Origin of the sequence: Virgibacillus sp. W0181 (assembly GCF_051846915.1) — a bacterium.
Lineage (GTDB): Bacteria > Bacillota > Bacilli > Bacillales > Amphibacillaceae > JBPYCR01.
On record NZ_JBPYCR010000001.1, the window covers coordinates 222816 to 238121 of the forward strand.

At 41.2% G+C, this 15306-nt stretch carries 15 protein-coding genes; all 15 read right to left on the reverse strand.

The window, feature by feature from the left end; translation table 11 throughout:
- Window positions 1–308 precede the first annotated feature (308 nt).
- The 15 genes from ACLIBG_RS01070 to ACLIBG_RS01140 all read right to left on the reverse strand — a co-directional run bounded on the left by ACLIBG_RS01070 (window position 309) and on the right by ACLIBG_RS01140 (window position 15168).
- The gene (locus ACLIBG_RS01070) at window positions 309–1811 is read right to left on the reverse strand and encodes a methyl-accepting chemotaxis protein (protein WP_439310835.1); all 1503 of its coding nucleotides are present in this window, start codon (window positions 1809–1811) and stop codon (window positions 309–311) included.
- Between the two features lie 253 nt (window positions 1812–2064).
- On the reverse strand, window positions 2065–3558 hold the full coding sequence (locus ACLIBG_RS01075; RefSeq protein ID WP_439310836.1) for an amidase: 1494 nt from the start codon (window positions 3556–3558) through the stop codon (window positions 2065–2067).
- Window positions 3559–3724: 166 nt separating this feature from the next.
- Window positions 3725–4042 (reverse strand): hypothetical protein, encoded by a 318-nt coding sequence (locus ACLIBG_RS01080; RefSeq protein WP_439310837.1) that lies wholly within the window; start codon window positions 4040–4042, stop codon window positions 3725–3727.
- A 69-nt stretch (window positions 4043–4111) separates the two neighbouring features.
- Complete coding sequence (locus tag ACLIBG_RS01085; RefSeq protein ID WP_439310838.1) at window positions 4112–4969, reverse strand: DUF817 domain-containing protein; 858 nt, start codon at window positions 4967–4969, stop codon at window positions 4112–4114.
- A gap of 17 nt (window positions 4970–4986) precedes the next feature.
- Complete coding sequence (locus tag ACLIBG_RS01090) at window positions 4987–5211, reverse strand: helix-turn-helix domain-containing protein (RefSeq protein ID WP_439310839.1); 225 nt, start codon at window positions 5209–5211, stop codon at window positions 4987–4989.
- 11 nt (window positions 5212–5222) lie between these two features.
- Entirely contained in the window at window positions 5223–5702 is a 480-nt protein-coding gene (locus tag ACLIBG_RS01095; RefSeq protein WP_439310840.1) for a DUF2975 domain-containing protein, read from the reverse strand.
- A 396-nt stretch (window positions 5703–6098) separates the two neighbouring features.
- Entirely contained in the window at window positions 6099–6764 is a 666-nt protein-coding gene (locus tag ACLIBG_RS01100; protein WP_439310887.1) for an amino acid ABC transporter ATP-binding protein, read from the reverse strand.
- 26 nt (window positions 6765–6790) lie between these two features.
- On the reverse strand, window positions 6791–6922 hold the full coding sequence (locus tag ACLIBG_RS01105; protein WP_439310894.1) for a hypothetical protein: 132 nt from the start codon (window positions 6920–6922) through the stop codon (window positions 6791–6793).
- Window positions 6923–6994: 72 nt separating this feature from the next.
- Window positions 6995–8569 carry an RNA-guided endonuclease TnpB family protein gene (locus ACLIBG_RS01110; protein WP_439310841.1) on the reverse strand — a complete coding sequence of 525 codons (1575 nt, stop codon included), beginning with the start codon at window positions 8567–8569 and terminating at the stop codon, window positions 6995–6997.
- A gap of 661 nt (window positions 8570–9230) precedes the next feature.
- The gene (locus tag ACLIBG_RS01115) at window positions 9231–9617 is read right to left on the reverse strand and encodes an ectoine synthase (protein WP_439310842.1); all 387 of its coding nucleotides are present in this window, start codon (window positions 9615–9617) and stop codon (window positions 9231–9233) included.
- A 100-nt stretch (window positions 9618–9717) separates the two neighbouring features.
- On the reverse strand, window positions 9718–10977 hold the full coding sequence (locus ACLIBG_RS01120) for a peptidase (RefSeq protein WP_439310843.1): 1260 nt from the start codon (window positions 10975–10977) through the stop codon (window positions 9718–9720).
- A gap of 16 nt (window positions 10978–10993) precedes the next feature.
- Window positions 10994–12175 (reverse strand): thiolase family protein, encoded by a 1182-nt coding sequence (locus ACLIBG_RS01125; RefSeq protein ID WP_439310844.1) that lies wholly within the window; start codon window positions 12173–12175, stop codon window positions 10994–10996.
- Between the two features lie 283 nt (window positions 12176–12458).
- Complete coding sequence (locus ACLIBG_RS01130; protein WP_439310845.1) at window positions 12459–13130, reverse strand: 3-oxoacid CoA-transferase subunit B; 672 nt, start codon at window positions 13128–13130, stop codon at window positions 12459–12461.
- Window positions 13115–13792 carry a CoA transferase subunit A gene (locus ACLIBG_RS01135; protein ID WP_439310846.1) on the reverse strand — a complete coding sequence of 226 codons (678 nt, stop codon included), beginning with the start codon at window positions 13790–13792 and terminating at the stop codon, window positions 13115–13117. The genes ACLIBG_RS01130 and ACLIBG_RS01135 overlap by 16 nt, the downstream gene beginning before the upstream one ends.
- The gene (locus tag ACLIBG_RS01140) at window positions 13789–15168 is read right to left on the reverse strand and encodes an aspartate aminotransferase family protein (protein ID WP_439310847.1); all 1380 of its coding nucleotides are present in this window, start codon (window positions 15166–15168) and stop codon (window positions 13789–13791) included. The genes ACLIBG_RS01135 and ACLIBG_RS01140 overlap by 4 nt, the downstream gene beginning before the upstream one ends.
- Between the last annotated feature and the right edge of the window lie 138 nt (window positions 15169–15306).

The window sequence follows — 15306 nt, forward strand, 5'->3', positions numbered from 1 at the left end:
GGCATCTTCATCCGAACCCGCGAATAAAATGGTTTAATTGCCTATCAAGATATCCTATTGCTTACGATCAATCTAATTAGATGTCAATGGTCAGTAAGTAAGTGTGGGTTAATGTTGGATAAGAAACTTGTTTCAATTAGGCAGGAAGGGGTAAGGAGAAATGATACATGACCTGTCGTGTGAATGTCAAAAATGGGGTGGGGGAGCATGAAAACTCATGCTCTCTAAATAGTATCATAGACTAGAATTCGACCAAGATCAGTCGTTTATACGTATATTCATATATGTATTGCTCATACTAGCTTTAATTATTTTTCAAAACTTCCATTCTTGACTGATTGGTCGAATCCAATTTCTTTATTATATTGCATCCATGCGTGTATCTTTCGTTCTGTCTCCGATATTCTTTCTTGCTGCTTTTCAGTCAGGGATTTTATGTCCTTTAATGAACCTTTTCTTATTTTATCCACTCCCAGCCCAGCAGTGTATACGGATTTACCTGTTAACATTGTTAATTCTTTCGTGTTATCAAAGTGCCCTTTTAACGTATTCATTTTATTCGTAATTTCCTCTGTTGCTTCCGCTTCTCGCACCGTAATCGTAGCAATGGTATTAATAGCTTGATTAACCTCATCTACGTGCTGCATGATTTGATCAATGGCTTTCATCGATACGTTTGTCTGTTCTACATGTTTACTTAACGTTTCAGAAAAATTTTCTATATCTTTACTAACGTGAGCTGACTCCCTTTGTACATCAACAATTTCTGTCGTAATATTTTCAACTGAAGTTTTCGTTTGTTCTGCAAGTTTACGCACTTCGCTCGCGACAACAGCAAATCCACGTCCGTGTTCACCTGCACGTGCCGCTTCAATTGAGGCGTTCAATGCGAGCAAATTCGTTTCATCGGCAATATTTTTTATAAAATCGATCACTTCGGATATATTATTCACTTTATCCGTCAACTGCTGAAAATTATCCTTCGATTGTTGAAAGTCATGGATCATCTCTAAAAATCCGGTTAGCGATGATTCGACTACTGCTTTACTTTCACCCGCCTGTTTTACCATCATATTCGTTTGTTCCGAAGCATTATTCGCGTTTTTCGCAATGTCATCTACCGATTTATTTAATTGTTGTGTTGCCTGATTAACATCATTTGTTTCATTTGTCGTCTGGTGTACAACGGTTAGTAAATTACCCACTTCATCAATTTTAGTTATTTCATCCATCGCATCACTGATGTTTTCAATTCGTTCATAATCATTCGCTTCTTTATAAGCCTCCAATACCAGAATCGTATCAAAAGTTATCATACGTTGCAGCGCCACTAATATATTAGCAAGTTGATGTGGATTCGACTGGAAGCGAGCAGTAATAAACGGAATCAAATATTCGAAAACACGTGTATACGATCCAATATACCATTCTTCCGTCAATTTAATTTGACTATGAATCTTTCCTATTTTTTTACGGTATGCAATATATTCGTTGTTAAATTGCGGTTTTGTCAGTTGCTTATAATAATGGATAATGGCGGTCACATAACGATCATATGTTGTATATTCGTTAAAGATAGTCCGAATCTCGGGTATATCCATGATCATTGCATAATGCCGATCGGCAATAATTGGGGCGTGTTCTTCCATCAACTCATCTATAAGGGTCAAATGTTCAATATCCTTTTTCGATAATTGAACTAGTTTAATAATTTCTTGTATATCTTCTGAAACCTCATTAAGAGGCAAATCACTTGCTGAGAAATCGGGAATCGTAATTCGCTTGTTTCTCCGTTTTAAGATCGTAGCCATCCATTGGCACCTCCGTTGAAGTAAATTTCGATTAGCTACTTCAACCTTACCATAAATGAAAGTCTATATTCTATTATACGGACTTTAAACCTAGTTAATTTTACCTGATACCAATCGTATGAAATCTGATAGCTTAGAACTCCTTTTGTTTGGGTGGTCAGAGTGTTCAACCGTAGCGGATGAATAATAGATATACCTCACCCGCGTTGCTAGTGTAAATGTATCTGTTATTGAATTAAGGGTCATAGATGTCTTATGCAAAATACGGATTGCCGTTCATCCCTACCCAAAGATCGGTTTGCTCCATTTCATAAGCAAGTTTTAATAACTGATCTTCTCTGCCTTTTTGAGCAATTACTTGTACTCCTATCGGCAGTCCATTAGTCGCGATGTGAACCGGCAAGCTCATGGCCGGTTGTCCGGTTAAATTTGCAAGTTGCGTAAATGGTGTGTAAGTCAAGCTTGGTAAAAACATGTCATAAATGAGTTCTTGCTGTTTTTGTTTATCCGCTGCCTCGATCAACGTCCGCCATTTCATTTGTTCTTCTTTTGAAAAAGATAGCTCCCCTACCTTTGGGGCAGTAAATGCGCTTGAAGGCGTAATGTAAAAGTCATACGTTTCATGCAGCTTAGTCATGTGAGCAGCGGCAACATCCCAGGAAGCAAGGCTTTCGGAAAATTCCACTGCTGACACGGAATTACCTGCAACATTAAGCATCCACGTTTCTATTTCAACATCATCTGCTGTTAATTCTCTACCGAACGCTTTTTCTAATTGTTTCATTACTGTAGCCATTTCCCCACTGTTCATTATAAAGTAATCATGCATGAGTTGAATTCCGTCCACACCATTTTCTTTTTCCTCTACGATGTGCCCTTGTTGTTCTAACCATTTCACCGTTTTTTCTACCGTCTGTTTCGCATCTTCAGAAACTGGCGTACCAACCGGTGATTTCGTTGTATAAGCAACTTTTAATTGAGATAATGGTTGTTTCATTTTTTCTTCATAACTGCCTGTAAATAATGGTGCTTGGAATGCTGCTTCCGGCTGATTCACTTGTAGCACATCAAGCATAGCTGCACTATCTCGAACCGTTCTGCTCAATACAAAGTCAATTGCCGCTCCTTGCCATGCACGACCAGCACCAGGACCCACAGGCGTTCTCCCTCTTGTTGGCTTAAGCCCAAATAGACTCGTAAAAGATGCCGGAATTCGAATGGAGCCTCCACCATCGCTGGCACCTGCAAGCGGAACAACACCAGCAGCAATTAAAGCAGATGATCCCCCGCTTGATCCACCCGGTGAATGGTCAGTATTCCATGGATTTCGTGCTTCTCCATGCAGTTGCGGCTCCGTTATATTTTTTAAAGCAAATTCCGGCGTTTTCGTATGCCCCATAAACAAAAAGCCCGCATCACGAAATTTTCGTGTGAAATGTGAGTCTTGCTCGGCTATTATTTGTTCAAGAAGTTTAGTGCCACCTGTAAGTCGCTCTCCTGCTACAGCTTGCGAGATGTCTTTCATTAATACGGGAACGCCGGCAAATGGTCCATTTTCGTAAGACCGACTTTCGGCCTCTTTCATTACTTTCTCTTTTCGGCTGTGTGCTATCCCGTTTACTTCAGGATTCACTTTTTCCAACTGTTCAAAACTTGTCTGTAATAATTCAATGGGTGTAACTTCTTTTTTTGCAATCAATTCCGCCATGGCTGTTGCATCCAATTTCACATATTCCTCTGTTCTCATACAACATTCCCCTTCGAATAGTAAATTAAGAAAATTTATTTTTAAAACTTATATAATGATCGTTACTTTTTCAGTTTAACATTTCGAACAAACATTTACAGTATTTATGAAAAGGTATTCATTTGGTGTTATTGGCGGATGATTACATTGCCTTGATGCGCGTTGCTTACACTGTGGCGAGCGTTGCTCCCATGCTGACGAGCGTTGTTCCTGTGCTGACGAGCGTTGCTCTCATGCTGACGAGCGTTGCTCCTATGCTGATGAGCGTTGCTGTCATGTTGACGAGCGTTGCTCTCATGCTGACGAGCATTGCTCCTGTGCTGACGAGCGTTGCTCCTATGTTGACGAGCGTTGCTCTCATGCTGACGAGCGTTGCTCCTATGCTGACGAGCGTTGCTCCTGCGCTGACGAGCGTTACTCCTCTGCTGGTGAGCGTTGCTGTCATGTTGACGAGCGTTGCTCCTGTGCTGTCGAGCGTTTCCATTTTTTAATGAATTCCAATCAGGTATTCTAGTTTTCCAAGAATGTAAAAGCACATTTAGTACTCCCTTTATTAGCGAAATTTTCCCTTAACTTGCTTTAACGTCGCTACGATAAGAAAACTAACAATTACTAATAAAACCCATGAACTTACCTTTCCTAGATGAACGAGACTCCATGCATCGGTTTGGTTTGGATATTTCCAAGCCCCAAAAAACGTTGCTATATTTTCGGCTATCCATACAAAAAATCCGATGAGCACAAAAGAAAGTGCGAGTGACATACGGTAAAGCGCTCCGCCAACGTCGTAGGTGACCCATGTCTGCCAAAAAACGATAATGACGAGTCCAGCTAAGACCCACCTAACATCCATCCAATAATGGTGGGTGAAAAAGTTCAAATAAATTGCAGCTGCAAGAGGTACAACTACCAAAAACGGAGGCCACCTAACCAATTCTACCTTTAATCTTCTCCACGCCTGGCAAAGATAACTAGCTACACTTGCGTACATGAATCCGCTATACAAAGGAACTCCAAGTATTTTAAACATACCTTCCTCTGGATAAGACCAGGAACCCATATGTACCTTAAAAATCTCAAGAGCAAGTCCTATAAGGTGGAACAGTGTGATCACTTTTAGTTCGTCCCGTGTTTCAAGTCCTGAACGCACCATCCAGATCTGCATTAGAAGGAAGATAATGAGTAGCCAGTCGTACCGTGGTAGGAAAGGAAGTGGTACAATTTGTGTAAGAGCCAAAGAGGCAAAAACAACTACAGGAAACAAACAGGATAGTGCCTGCTCGCAACCAAAACGAATTAGTTGTTTTAGTGTTTTGTTGAGTTGTGCGACCAAAGATTTCCTCTGTCCAACCTCCGTAATGAAACCGAAAGAATCACGAGTAACGTGTATAGATTTACCACCGTTTTTCATTTATTCACTTCTCCTTTTTATAAATCTTCGGTGCCTTCATCGCTTCGGTATTCTAAAATATCTCCAGGCTGACAGTCTAATGCCTTGCATATAGCTTCTAAAGTAGAAAATCTAATCGCTTTTGCTTTTCCATTTTTTAAAATTGAAATATTTGCCATTGTTATTCCCACTTTTTCCGAAAGTTCTGTTACGCTGATTTTCCTTTTAGCAAGCATTACATCCATATTGATTATAATCGCCATGTTTATTCACCTCAGACCGTTAAATCATTTTCCGCTTTTATATGGATGGCATTTTTTAATAGCTTTTGAAGAACAGCAGCAAAGACTGCAATCACCATGCAACCAAAAATAATGACCATTCCAATTAATATGATTCCTGGAGCATCGTCTACCTCTGCCATGAGATATATGAGTGGCATCAATACGACATATATGGCGCCGATGGTAATGGCACAGTATTTAATATTCTTTAAAGCACTGACCGATAAATCCGAAAATGCCCGGTTTTTGTCAATATAGCTTAAAAGTCTTAACGTCTGGTACAATGCAACAAAAAATGCTATTGCCGTTACATACAATCCGATTAAAAAGAGATACTGCAAATAATCTAACGTTGGATTTAATTCTGCAAAAAATGCAGCTATTTTAGGCAATACAAATATACATAAAGTAAGTACAGGAAGTCCCATAAGAACAACAATGAACTTTAAAAAGATTGTTTCTCCTTTCATAAAAAGCACCTCAATTGTTTATTTCTAATTTGATTTTAACACAATTTATTGTTTATCAATACATTTTTATCGTTATTTTTTAATCTATTACTTCTTTAGACATAAAATAACCCCTAAACTTGAATACATTAAGTATTCCAGTTTAAGGTACGTGTCGACTTCTCGTGTGACCTAAACAGCCACATTCCATATTTTTCGGGCACGTGGCGGCATCCTGCGTGACCTAAACAGCCACATTCCATACTTTTCGGGCACACGGCGGCCTCCCGCGTGAAGTTTACCATACTTTCCACCGCACATAAAAAACACCAAGAATGCGCCGTAACGTATTCTTGGTGTTGCTTTGCTATCTTTTTGAATGGATAACGAATAAAATTAAGAATGTTTTCGTGTAATTTATAAAATTTTCCCTAAAAACGATTGTAGACGTTCACTTTTCGGATTTTTGAACATTTCATTCGGTTCGCCTTCTTCTCTCACAATACCTTCATCAATGAACAAGACCCGATCGCCAACTTCTCTGGCAAAGCCCATCTCGTGGGTTACAACGACCATTGTCATTCCTTCTTGAGCCAAATCTTTCATAACACCCAATACTTCCCCGACCAATTCCGGGTCAAGGGCGGATGTTGGCTCGTCAAATAACATTACTTTCGGATTCATTGCCAACGCGCGCGAAATTGCAACTCGTTGTTTTTGGCCACCGGATAAACTTCCGGGATATACATTTACTTTATCCGCCAGACCAACTTTTTCTAGTAAACTTTTAGCTGTTGCTTCTGCTTCTGCCCGAGTAATTTTCTTTACTTTCATCGGTCCGAGCACAATATTATCCAACACAGTCATATGCGGAAATAAGTTAAAGTGCTGAAACACCATACCAACCTGAATTCGGAGTTCATTAATATTTGGTTTCGGATTGGTCAAATCAACCCCGTCTATTTCGATGCTTCCTGACGTGACATCCTCCAGTAAATTCAAACAACGCAGGAATGTACTTTTACCTGAACCTGAGGCACCAATCACACAAACGACTTCTTTTTCGTTAATTGTATTTCTGATACTCCCACAGCTAAAGCAGTGGGGTTCTAAAGTCCATTTGCCTTCTCCCGACCGGCAGCCACAGTTGTATGTGCATACACTCGGCATTTGGGGCAGTTCAAGGCACTGGACAAATGTCCTTCAGAACGTTCGCTGGCCAAAGCAACCTCTGTTGCCATTAACGACCGCATCTTTTGGCTTTCACAAGCCCGGTGGCATCACACCGCCTATGGGGATTCGCCTCTGATTAGTTATGATTGGAACCGTATTCCTGAGTTGAAAATTATTTTTTGCTGATTGACAATTTGCCGGACTTCCTGATTATGCAGGCGTTTAAAAGAGTCAAATGTTGCCAGACATTTCTTTCGGTCTGCTTTTGTTCCCTTAGCATTGGAATTCATCAACAGAAAAGCGGCGTATAGATCGCGTTGAATACAGATGCCTTCATCTATTCTATGCCACCGCTCGGATAATGGCTTTTTAACATATGTATTGCGTTGGTGGCAGTATTGACTTGCTTTAAATCGGTGTGTGTTCACCTTGAGTAACGAACCGCCCAATCGCTTGGCCTTCTCTTCCAGTATGCTTACAAACATGGCGGGTGCCCGGTGGCCAATCGTTTTGCCGAAACGTCTCTTACGGATATATTTACCCGTCTTTGCGGAGATCGTTGTTTCCTTTTTTCGCAGGTGCAATGCCTTGAAGTTCATCGTCTCGATATTAAATTGATTCCCGAAACCGAGAATTTCATTGGCCAATCGCTGGTGGGATTGTTTTCGAATCACCGCCTGTTTGCGGTGTAACGCTTTTAAACTTGACCGGAGGATATGATAACGTTTGGAAAATACCCACGTTTTCATTCCTCTTTTGATCGTTCCATCCGCATGATAATTTTCTGGATTCATCGCACGTTTCGAGCGGTCCATTTTCCGCTGCACCAACCTAATTTTGTCGGAAACCGGCTGAACGTCTTCCGCCAAATTAACGAGTGATACATGTGATAAAGAAGAGACGGCAAGGGATGATGTGCCAATATCCAGGCCTACTCTACCCTTTCCAATGGCCTTTCCTTTTGAGGGTGGGTAGCCGTTGATAACCAGATCAGCAAAATAACGGATCTTGCCTCTAATTTTTTTTTGAACAATACGAACATATTTGACCCTTGTGTGATCATCAATCGTTTTCGTTCCGCCTTTATCCCGAGTCGTATAGGAAAACGGCTCTTTTTCCTCGATCGCTGATATAACTTGCTGCGCATAGGCATCATGCTTCTTGATGATCAGAGACGTACGCAGATCTTTATACACGATATGCCTGTCGATATATCGCCAACCGGTGTCATTTGTTTTCCCTTCAAAACTCTTCATCTTCCCTTTTTGAATGAAGTGAACTTTTTGTGCTTTGCCGAATAGCTTCTCACGAAAGGCAAACCACGCCCTTGAAACCGTTTTTTGGGCAAAGGCGGCGTTGACCCTGTTTCCAAAGTGTTGCCGAACGGGTTTCACCCAATGATGGGAGGCGTATTCTGTGAGTTGATATTTTTTCCGCAAATCACTTAATTGTGCTTCAATATGTTTTTTATCCTGTATCAATGATGGATTTTCATGATCCTGTTCCAGTTTTTTGGATACAGCCTTCCACTGTCGGATGTATTTCTTATATTTTCTTTCACGTTTCATTTGGGTTTCCAATTTAAGGTATGAGCCAAGGACAGTATTGTACATGACACGGCAGATTTCCAAGTTGTTGGCAATAACGGAGAAAAGCGCCGGATCCTTTCTTAATTCCAGGGACAGAACAAAGCTTGGGGAACGTCTTTTAGACATTTGAAAACCTCCAACAGGAACATTTGTTCTCATTATAACCTATTGAACAAGACAAGACAAGCATTTTCAAATATTTTTTAATTCATTTTTACCGATGAAAGTTTGTTTATTGGACAGCTTTGGGCGTCCCCACTCTCATCCCATGTCTAAAGACGGGCTCCGGCCTGCATGGGCTTTCTCGTTCGGAAAATCTGTAAAAAGAGAAAAACAGCTTTTATTGCTGGTTCACAATGTGTTTAATGCCTAGTATTTTGCCTTCCTGCTTCACAGACCTAACCGATAGAGTATCAATAACCCTTTGTTGGTCTTCTAATGGACCTTTAAGTATATCTGTCTTTTCATCAATATGTTTCACAACGCTTTCAAAGTATGGTCCAACGACATTAATAAGATATCTTTAATACTTGAAGATGATAATAGATTAACACCTTGGCGGAAGTTTTAAGCCTAATAGGAGATTTTCTATATACAACGGCGAGGGAAACTTTTACAAGCAAAAGATACGGAAACATATATTACATGAGCGTCTGCCGAGGTTACAGGATTTCCGTATATTAAAGACCGTTTCATGGCGACCGCATCTTTCTTGGACATCATGGCTTGCAGTTTTAGAAATCCAATAAACAAAAGAGACTGACAATTGCCAGCCCCTTCACCGTTTTTACTCTGTTAATAATGGATAAACTCCATCTTCATCATGTGTTTCTGTTCCTACAAGCGGTGGGTTAAATACACAAACCATTCTCATTTGTGTTTTTGCTCGTAAGTAATGTTTGTCATTCTTATCCAAAAGATACATTGTGCCGGCTTTAAGCGGATATACTTTTCCGTCCGCAAGTGTTTCCACTTCGCCTTCTCCTTCGATACAATAAACAGCTTCGATATGGTTTTTGTACCAGAAATAGCTTTCTGTACCTGCTTTGATAATCGTGTCATTCATGCTGAAACCAACGTTATCCTTTTTCATGATAAAACGGCGGCTCGTCCATGTTTCACCTGATGTTTCGTCTTCTGTTCCTGCTATGTCTTCCAATGATTTTACGATCATGCTGCATTTCTCCTTTCATTATTTACATAACATCGATAAGTATATCGTACTTTATAAGCGATTTCAAAAATTACTAAACATATGGCATTCCTCTGCCGGTCTATTTATCGACGCCACACCAATCGATAATCGTTCCAGCAATAACTTCAGCTGCTTGAAAAATCTTTTCCAGCTCAATATACTCATTCGGGAAGTGGGCCATGCTTGTGACCCCAGGTCCAAATACGACGGAAGGAGTATTGCCTACTTGCGTGAGTAATCCCCCATCGGTGCCCCAAGGAGAAGCTTCGACTGTCGGTTGCCCTCCAAGCACATTTGAATAGTTGTTCGTTAATGCTTCCATAAGCGGGTGGTCATTGGCTATTTCACCCGGCACCCACCGCGCGCCAAACCAATCTAATTCAACAGGACTTTCTTTAAACCATTCATCCGTTTCATCCAACTTTTCGATCCATGCTTCCAGTTCCTGTTGTGCATCTTCTATGCTTTCATTTGGAGCGATTCCAATGCGTCCTTCCAATTGAACCACATCAGGTACGGATGAAGGCCAGTCCCCACCTTCAATTTTACCTATATTGATCGGGATTGGTACGGGCGTAGCATCATACAACGGATCATCAATACGATCATTTCTCACTTTTTCCAGTTTTTTAATATGCTCAACAACTTGAAAGCTTTTATCAATTGCGCTTACACCAAGATAACGCGTTCCACCATGTGCTGTGCGGCCCTTTACTGTAATTCGAAACCATTTTGATCCTTGCTGTTTCGGAAAAATTTTCATATTGGTCGGCTCAGGAATAATAGCTGCATCTGCTGTATATCCTTTTAATACAGCAGCCAACGTACCAGCGCCACCACTTTCCTCTTCAACAACACTTTGGAAAATGACATCCCCTTTCAGCTGGATGTCGAGCGACCGAATCGCTTCCATCGCAATCATGAGTGCTGCATTTCCACCTTTCATATCGGTGGAACCACGCCCGTACAATTTGCCATCACTAATATTGCCACTATATGGCCCATGCTCCCATTGTTTCACATCTCCTGCCGGCACGACATCGACGTGTCCATTTAAAATAATGGAACGGCCCTTTCCACTGCCCTTCAAAACACCGACAACATTCGGGCTCCCTTCGAACGTTTCCCTTGAGGAATAAAAATACGGATGTTTTTTTAATTCTTTACCGTCAAGTTCCCAAAGATCGACATCAAACCCCAGATCAGAAAGCTTTATTGCTACGAAATCCTGTACTTCTTTTTCTTTGCCTTGTGTGCTCGGTAATTGTACAAGCTTCTGCAAAAGACGAATACTTTCTTCCTGGTTTTCTTTTATCCAGTTACGTAATTGATCTTTCATCTTAACCCGTCCTTTTTTACAAATTCATATTTTCGTAAATTACACTGATTCCCATTCCCCCAGCCATACATAATGTTACCATTCCATAACGGATTTTGGAACGGATCATTTCATTCATAAGTGTAACTGTTAATTTTGCACCGGTTGCACCTACCGGATGACCAAGTGCAATAGCTCCACCATTCACATTTACTTTGTCCGGCTGCAATTTTAATTCTTTTATTACTGCGAGCGCTTGTGCAGCAAACGCTTCATTTAATTCAATTAGACCAATATCTTCCAGTGATAAGCCTGCTTTTTGCAGTGCTTTTCTTGTTGCGGGAACAGGACCTATCCCCATTATTTCATGATCCACCCCGGCACTGGCATACGCTTTTATTTTTACAAGCGGCTGCAACCCCTTTGCTTCCGCCGCTTCTTTGGACATAAGCAAAGCAGCTGCAGCCCCATCATTCATCGGACAAGCATTTCCTGCTGAAACGAATCCGTCCTTTTTAAAAACCGCAGGCAAGTGAGCTAATCTGTCCAAGTTAATATCATAACGAACAGATTCATCAGTTGAAAACACACTAGGTTTTCCTCTATTCGTCATCTTCACCGGAGCAATTTCCTCTCGAAATTTACCTGCTTCTATCGCTCGTATTGCTTTTTGATGACTTTGATAGGCAAATTGATCCTGTTCTTCTCGGGAAATGTCATATTTTTGCGCAAGCCTTTCTGCCGTCACTCCCATATGCTCATTTCCAAGAGAGCATGTAAGCCCATCCGTCAAAAGCGCATCTTCCATTTGAACATTTCCAAACTTTGATCCCCAGCGATTTTTCACGAGATACGGAACATTACTCATGCTTTCCGTACCTCCGGCGATAATAACTTCCTCCTGACCGGATGCAATGCTAGCAGCTCCATTTGTTATTGCTTTTAAACTGGATCCGCATGCTTTAATTACGACATATGCCGGGACTTCTTTTGGAAACCCGGCTTGTTGGGAGGCAATTCTAGCGGTATTCAGTCCTCCCCCATGTACATAGCCTTGCCCTACGATCACTTCGTTTATGTCCGTTTTCGATACAGAAGACTTTTCTATTAACGCTTCAAAAACCTGTCGGGCAAGTTCTTTCGCTTCAACTTGCCTTAATGACTTTCCAAAAGCTCCTACCGCTGTCCGAACTCCTGAAACAATAACTACTTCTGTCATTTGCAAACCTCCTCGTCAAAATAACATAACTGTAAAAACAGTTAGAAAAGCGCAAGCGCCCTGGTCAGCCTCAGGCATAGCTTAAGCAAGAACTCGTAGTGACGGTTTTTGTCACGAAGAATTATTGCTTAAGACCTCGAGGGGCTGGGCGCTTAAGCTAGACAGCTATGCGCAAAATTTATGCTTTCTGATCTTTGATCAAAGATTGGGTATTCAAGAAAGGGTATGGTGCATCACTGTTAATTTTCCATACGATAATCCGAATAGACATAAGCTTCTTGCCCTATCCTTTTACCGAAACTGAAGTTACTTCCTCAGAAATAGTTAACGGAGCTACCGTATTGGCAATCACTTCATCGACACTGTACGGCTCCATTACTTCGAGTAAAGTTAATCCTTTTGCATCCACTTGAATAACAGCCATGTCTGTGATGATTAAGTCTACACTTCGCTTTGCCGTCAATGGCAAGGAGCAACGTTCGACGATTTTGGAATTCCCTTTCTTATCAACGTGACGCATTAATACGATAACTTTTTTTGCCTTTTGAGCAAGCTCTATGGCCCCTCCCATTCCGGAAACAATTTTTCCCGGTACGATCCAGTTGGCCAGGTCTCCATATTCATTTACTTCAAAAGCACCCAGTATTGTTACATCTAAGAGGCCACGGCGAATAATTCCGAATGCCATCGTACTGTCAAAGTAAGAGGCTCCTGGAACAACGGTCACCGGGAGCCCACCTGCATTACATAAATTAGCATCCTCCTCGCCCTTTTTCGGAGCGGGTCCGCTTCCGAGCACACCGTTTTCAGCATGAAACATCACGCCCATTGTATCCGGCAAATAATTGGAAACTAAGGTCGGCATACCGATGCCAAGATTTACAATCATTCCATCCTTAATTTCTTTTGCCGCTCGTGCAGCTATTTGATGACGCACGTTCACTCCCATGCCCATTTCCAATTCACTCCTTCACTTAAAATAATTTTGTCCACATATGCTCCTGGTGTCACGATCGCCTCCGGGTCAATTTCTCCTGTTGGGACAATTTCATCCACTTCTGCTATTGTTATATTTCCAGCCATCGCTACTAACGGGTTGGTACTTCGTGCACTTTTATCAAAAATAAGATTTCCAAAATGATCGGCCTGCTTCGCATGTACAATGGAAACGTCTGCAGTTAAGGCAGGTTCTACTAAAAAAGGTTGTTCCTTGATATGAACCCTTTCTCTTCCTTCAGCTGCCATTCCGTCTATTCCGACATCGACAAGTACACCGCCCAGCCCGACACCACCTGCTCGGATCTTTTCTACAAGTGTTCCCTGCGGATAAAAAACAACTTCCATTTTTTCGTCATGCATTAACTTCCCAGCTACCGGATTGGATCCAATATGTGAAGCAACTAATTTTTTGACTTTGCCGTTTGTCACAAGCCGCCCAACACCTACTTCAGGGAAACCGGCGTCATTTGCTATAATCGTAAGCTCATTGATATCACGGTCCAAAATTGCTTGAATCATTGTCGGTGGATTTCCGACACCACCGAACCCTCCGATCATCAGTGTCATTCCACTTTGTAAAATATTAACTGCTTCTTTTACGGAACATATTTTGTTCATTGCATTTTCACCTTCCCATCCATATTTAAATGTCCTTTATCTATCAGCTTTTGTTCGACTTCCATGAAAGTTTTATCTAACTGTAAGATCAGTTCATCAATTTCAGCTTTTGTAATGATTAATGGAGGGGCAATAATAATTGCACTTCCGTTTATACCATTCACACCTGCCGCAGCCGGATAAACGAGCAACCCATTTTCAAATGCCTGTTTAACAATGGTATTCGTTAGCTGAATCTCTCTATCAAATGGTTCTTTAGTCCTTTTGTCGGCAACAAACTCAATCCCCACGAATAATCCCTTACCTCGAACATCTCCGATAATTTTGGATGAAGCGGCCAACCCTTCAATTTTAGAAAACAGGTACACTCCATTTTCAGCAGAATTTCTCACTAACTGATGCTTTTCCATATAATTCAGTACTGCAAGGGAAACCGCGGCTGATTGTGGATTTGCACTAAAAGTATGCCCGCTCATGATTAATTTGGAACCTTTCAAAATAGGATCCATAATCCGATCACTAACCAAAGCGGCTGCCATTGGGGTATAACCACCTGTCATCCCTTTTCCTGTCGTTATTAAGTCAGGAATGACAGGCGCCCAATGTTCAATAGCAAACATTTTCCCTGTCCGACCCATGCCGGTCATTACTTCATCTGCTATAAATAAAATATCATTCCGTTCACAAACTTCCTTGATTGCTTGATAATACCCATCGGATGGTGTTAGGGCACCACCTGCCGCTCCTACAATCGGTTCCGCAATAAATGCAGCTACATGATCTTTTCCTAGTCTATGAATTTCTCTTTCCAATTCCTCCGCATAAAACTCGTTTGCGGATAAACCGCTTTCATTCCGCGGTTGTCTATACTCGTAAGGTGCAGATACTGTAGGATATTGTTCCAATATTTGGGTAAAACGCTCCCGTCTTTCGTTATATCCTGACATTGATAACGCCGCCAATGTAATGCCGTGATAACTCATCCAGCGGGAAATGATTTTATTTTTCGTATATTTTCCTTTTTCTTGCCAATATTGAATGGCGATCTTCATCGCTGTTTCAGTTGCTTCCGAACCACTGTTGACAAAAAAGGACCAGTTTAGGTCACCGGGCGTTATTTCACTCAACTTTTTAGCCAATTTTTCCGCTGGATTATTTGCAAACTGGGACCGGTAAACAAATGATACTTTGTCTGCTTGTTCTTTCATTGCCTCGACAACTTCAGTCACCCCATGGCCAATCGATGCCGTAACAGCACCTGATGAACCATCTAAATATTTTTTTCCTTCTTGATCATATAAATATATCCCTTTCCCGTAAGTTGCGACAGGATAATCGACATCTAAAATCGGTTTAATTAAATGGGATCTTTCCACATGCTCACCTCTCGTCAAATAATTGTTTGTAATCTGCTACTGTATATAATCAGAGATAACTATTTTTATATATTGCAATCTCGATTTGCCAGGGTTAATCAAATTATATCGGATCACATTAAACGTTCCATTCGACTT

What these genes read in the sequence shown, in the direction of transcription:
- ACLIBG_RS01070 (WP_439310835.1), bottom strand. Translation starts at nt 1,811, where the DNA reads ATGGCTACGATCTTAAAACGGAGAAACAAGCGAATTACGATTCCCGAT.
- ACLIBG_RS01130 (WP_439310845.1), bottom strand. Translation starts at nt 13,130, where the DNA reads ATGGGCATGGGAGTGAACGTGCGTCATCAAATAGCTGCACGAGCGGCA.
- ACLIBG_RS01080 (WP_439310837.1), bottom strand. Translation starts at nt 4,042, where the DNA reads ATGGAAACGCTCGACAGCACAGGAGCAACGCTCGTCAACATGACAGCA.
- ACLIBG_RS01135 (WP_439310846.1), bottom strand. Translation starts at nt 13,792, where the DNA reads ATGAACAAAATATGTTCCGTAAAAGAAGCAGTTAATATTTTACAAAGT.
- ACLIBG_RS01115 (WP_439310842.1), bottom strand. Translation starts at nt 9,617, where the DNA reads ATGATCGTAAAATCATTGGAAGACATAGCAGGAACAGAAGACGAAACA.
- ACLIBG_RS01095 (WP_439310840.1), bottom strand. Translation starts at nt 5,702, where the DNA reads ATGAAAGGAGAAACAATCTTTTTAAAGTTCATTGTTGTTCTTATGGGA.
- ACLIBG_RS01110 (WP_439310841.1), bottom strand. Translation starts at nt 8,569, where the DNA reads ATGTCTAAAAGACGTTCCCCAAGCTTTGTTCTGTCCCTGGAATTAAGA.
- ACLIBG_RS01105 (WP_439310894.1), bottom strand. Translation starts at nt 6,922, where the DNA reads ATGGCAACAGAGGTTGCTTTGGCCAGCGAACGTTCTGAAGGACATTTG.
- ACLIBG_RS01075 (WP_439310836.1), bottom strand. Translation starts at nt 3,558, where the DNA reads ATGAGAACAGAGGAATATGTGAAATTGGATGCAACAGCCATGGCGGAA.
- ACLIBG_RS01090 (WP_439310839.1), bottom strand. Translation starts at nt 5,211, where the DNA reads ATGGCGATTATAATCAATATGGATGTAATGCTTGCTAAAAGGAAAATC.
- ACLIBG_RS01085 (WP_439310838.1), bottom strand. Translation starts at nt 4,969, where the DNA reads ATGAAAAACGGTGGTAAATCTATACACGTTACTCGTGATTCTTTCGGT.
- ACLIBG_RS01120 (WP_439310843.1), bottom strand. Translation starts at nt 10,977, where the DNA reads ATGAAAGATCAATTACGTAACTGGATAAAAGAAAACCAGGAAGAAAGT.
- ACLIBG_RS01125 (WP_439310844.1), bottom strand. Translation starts at nt 12,175, where the DNA reads ATGACAGAAGTAGTTATTGTTTCAGGAGTTCGGACAGCGGTAGGAGCT.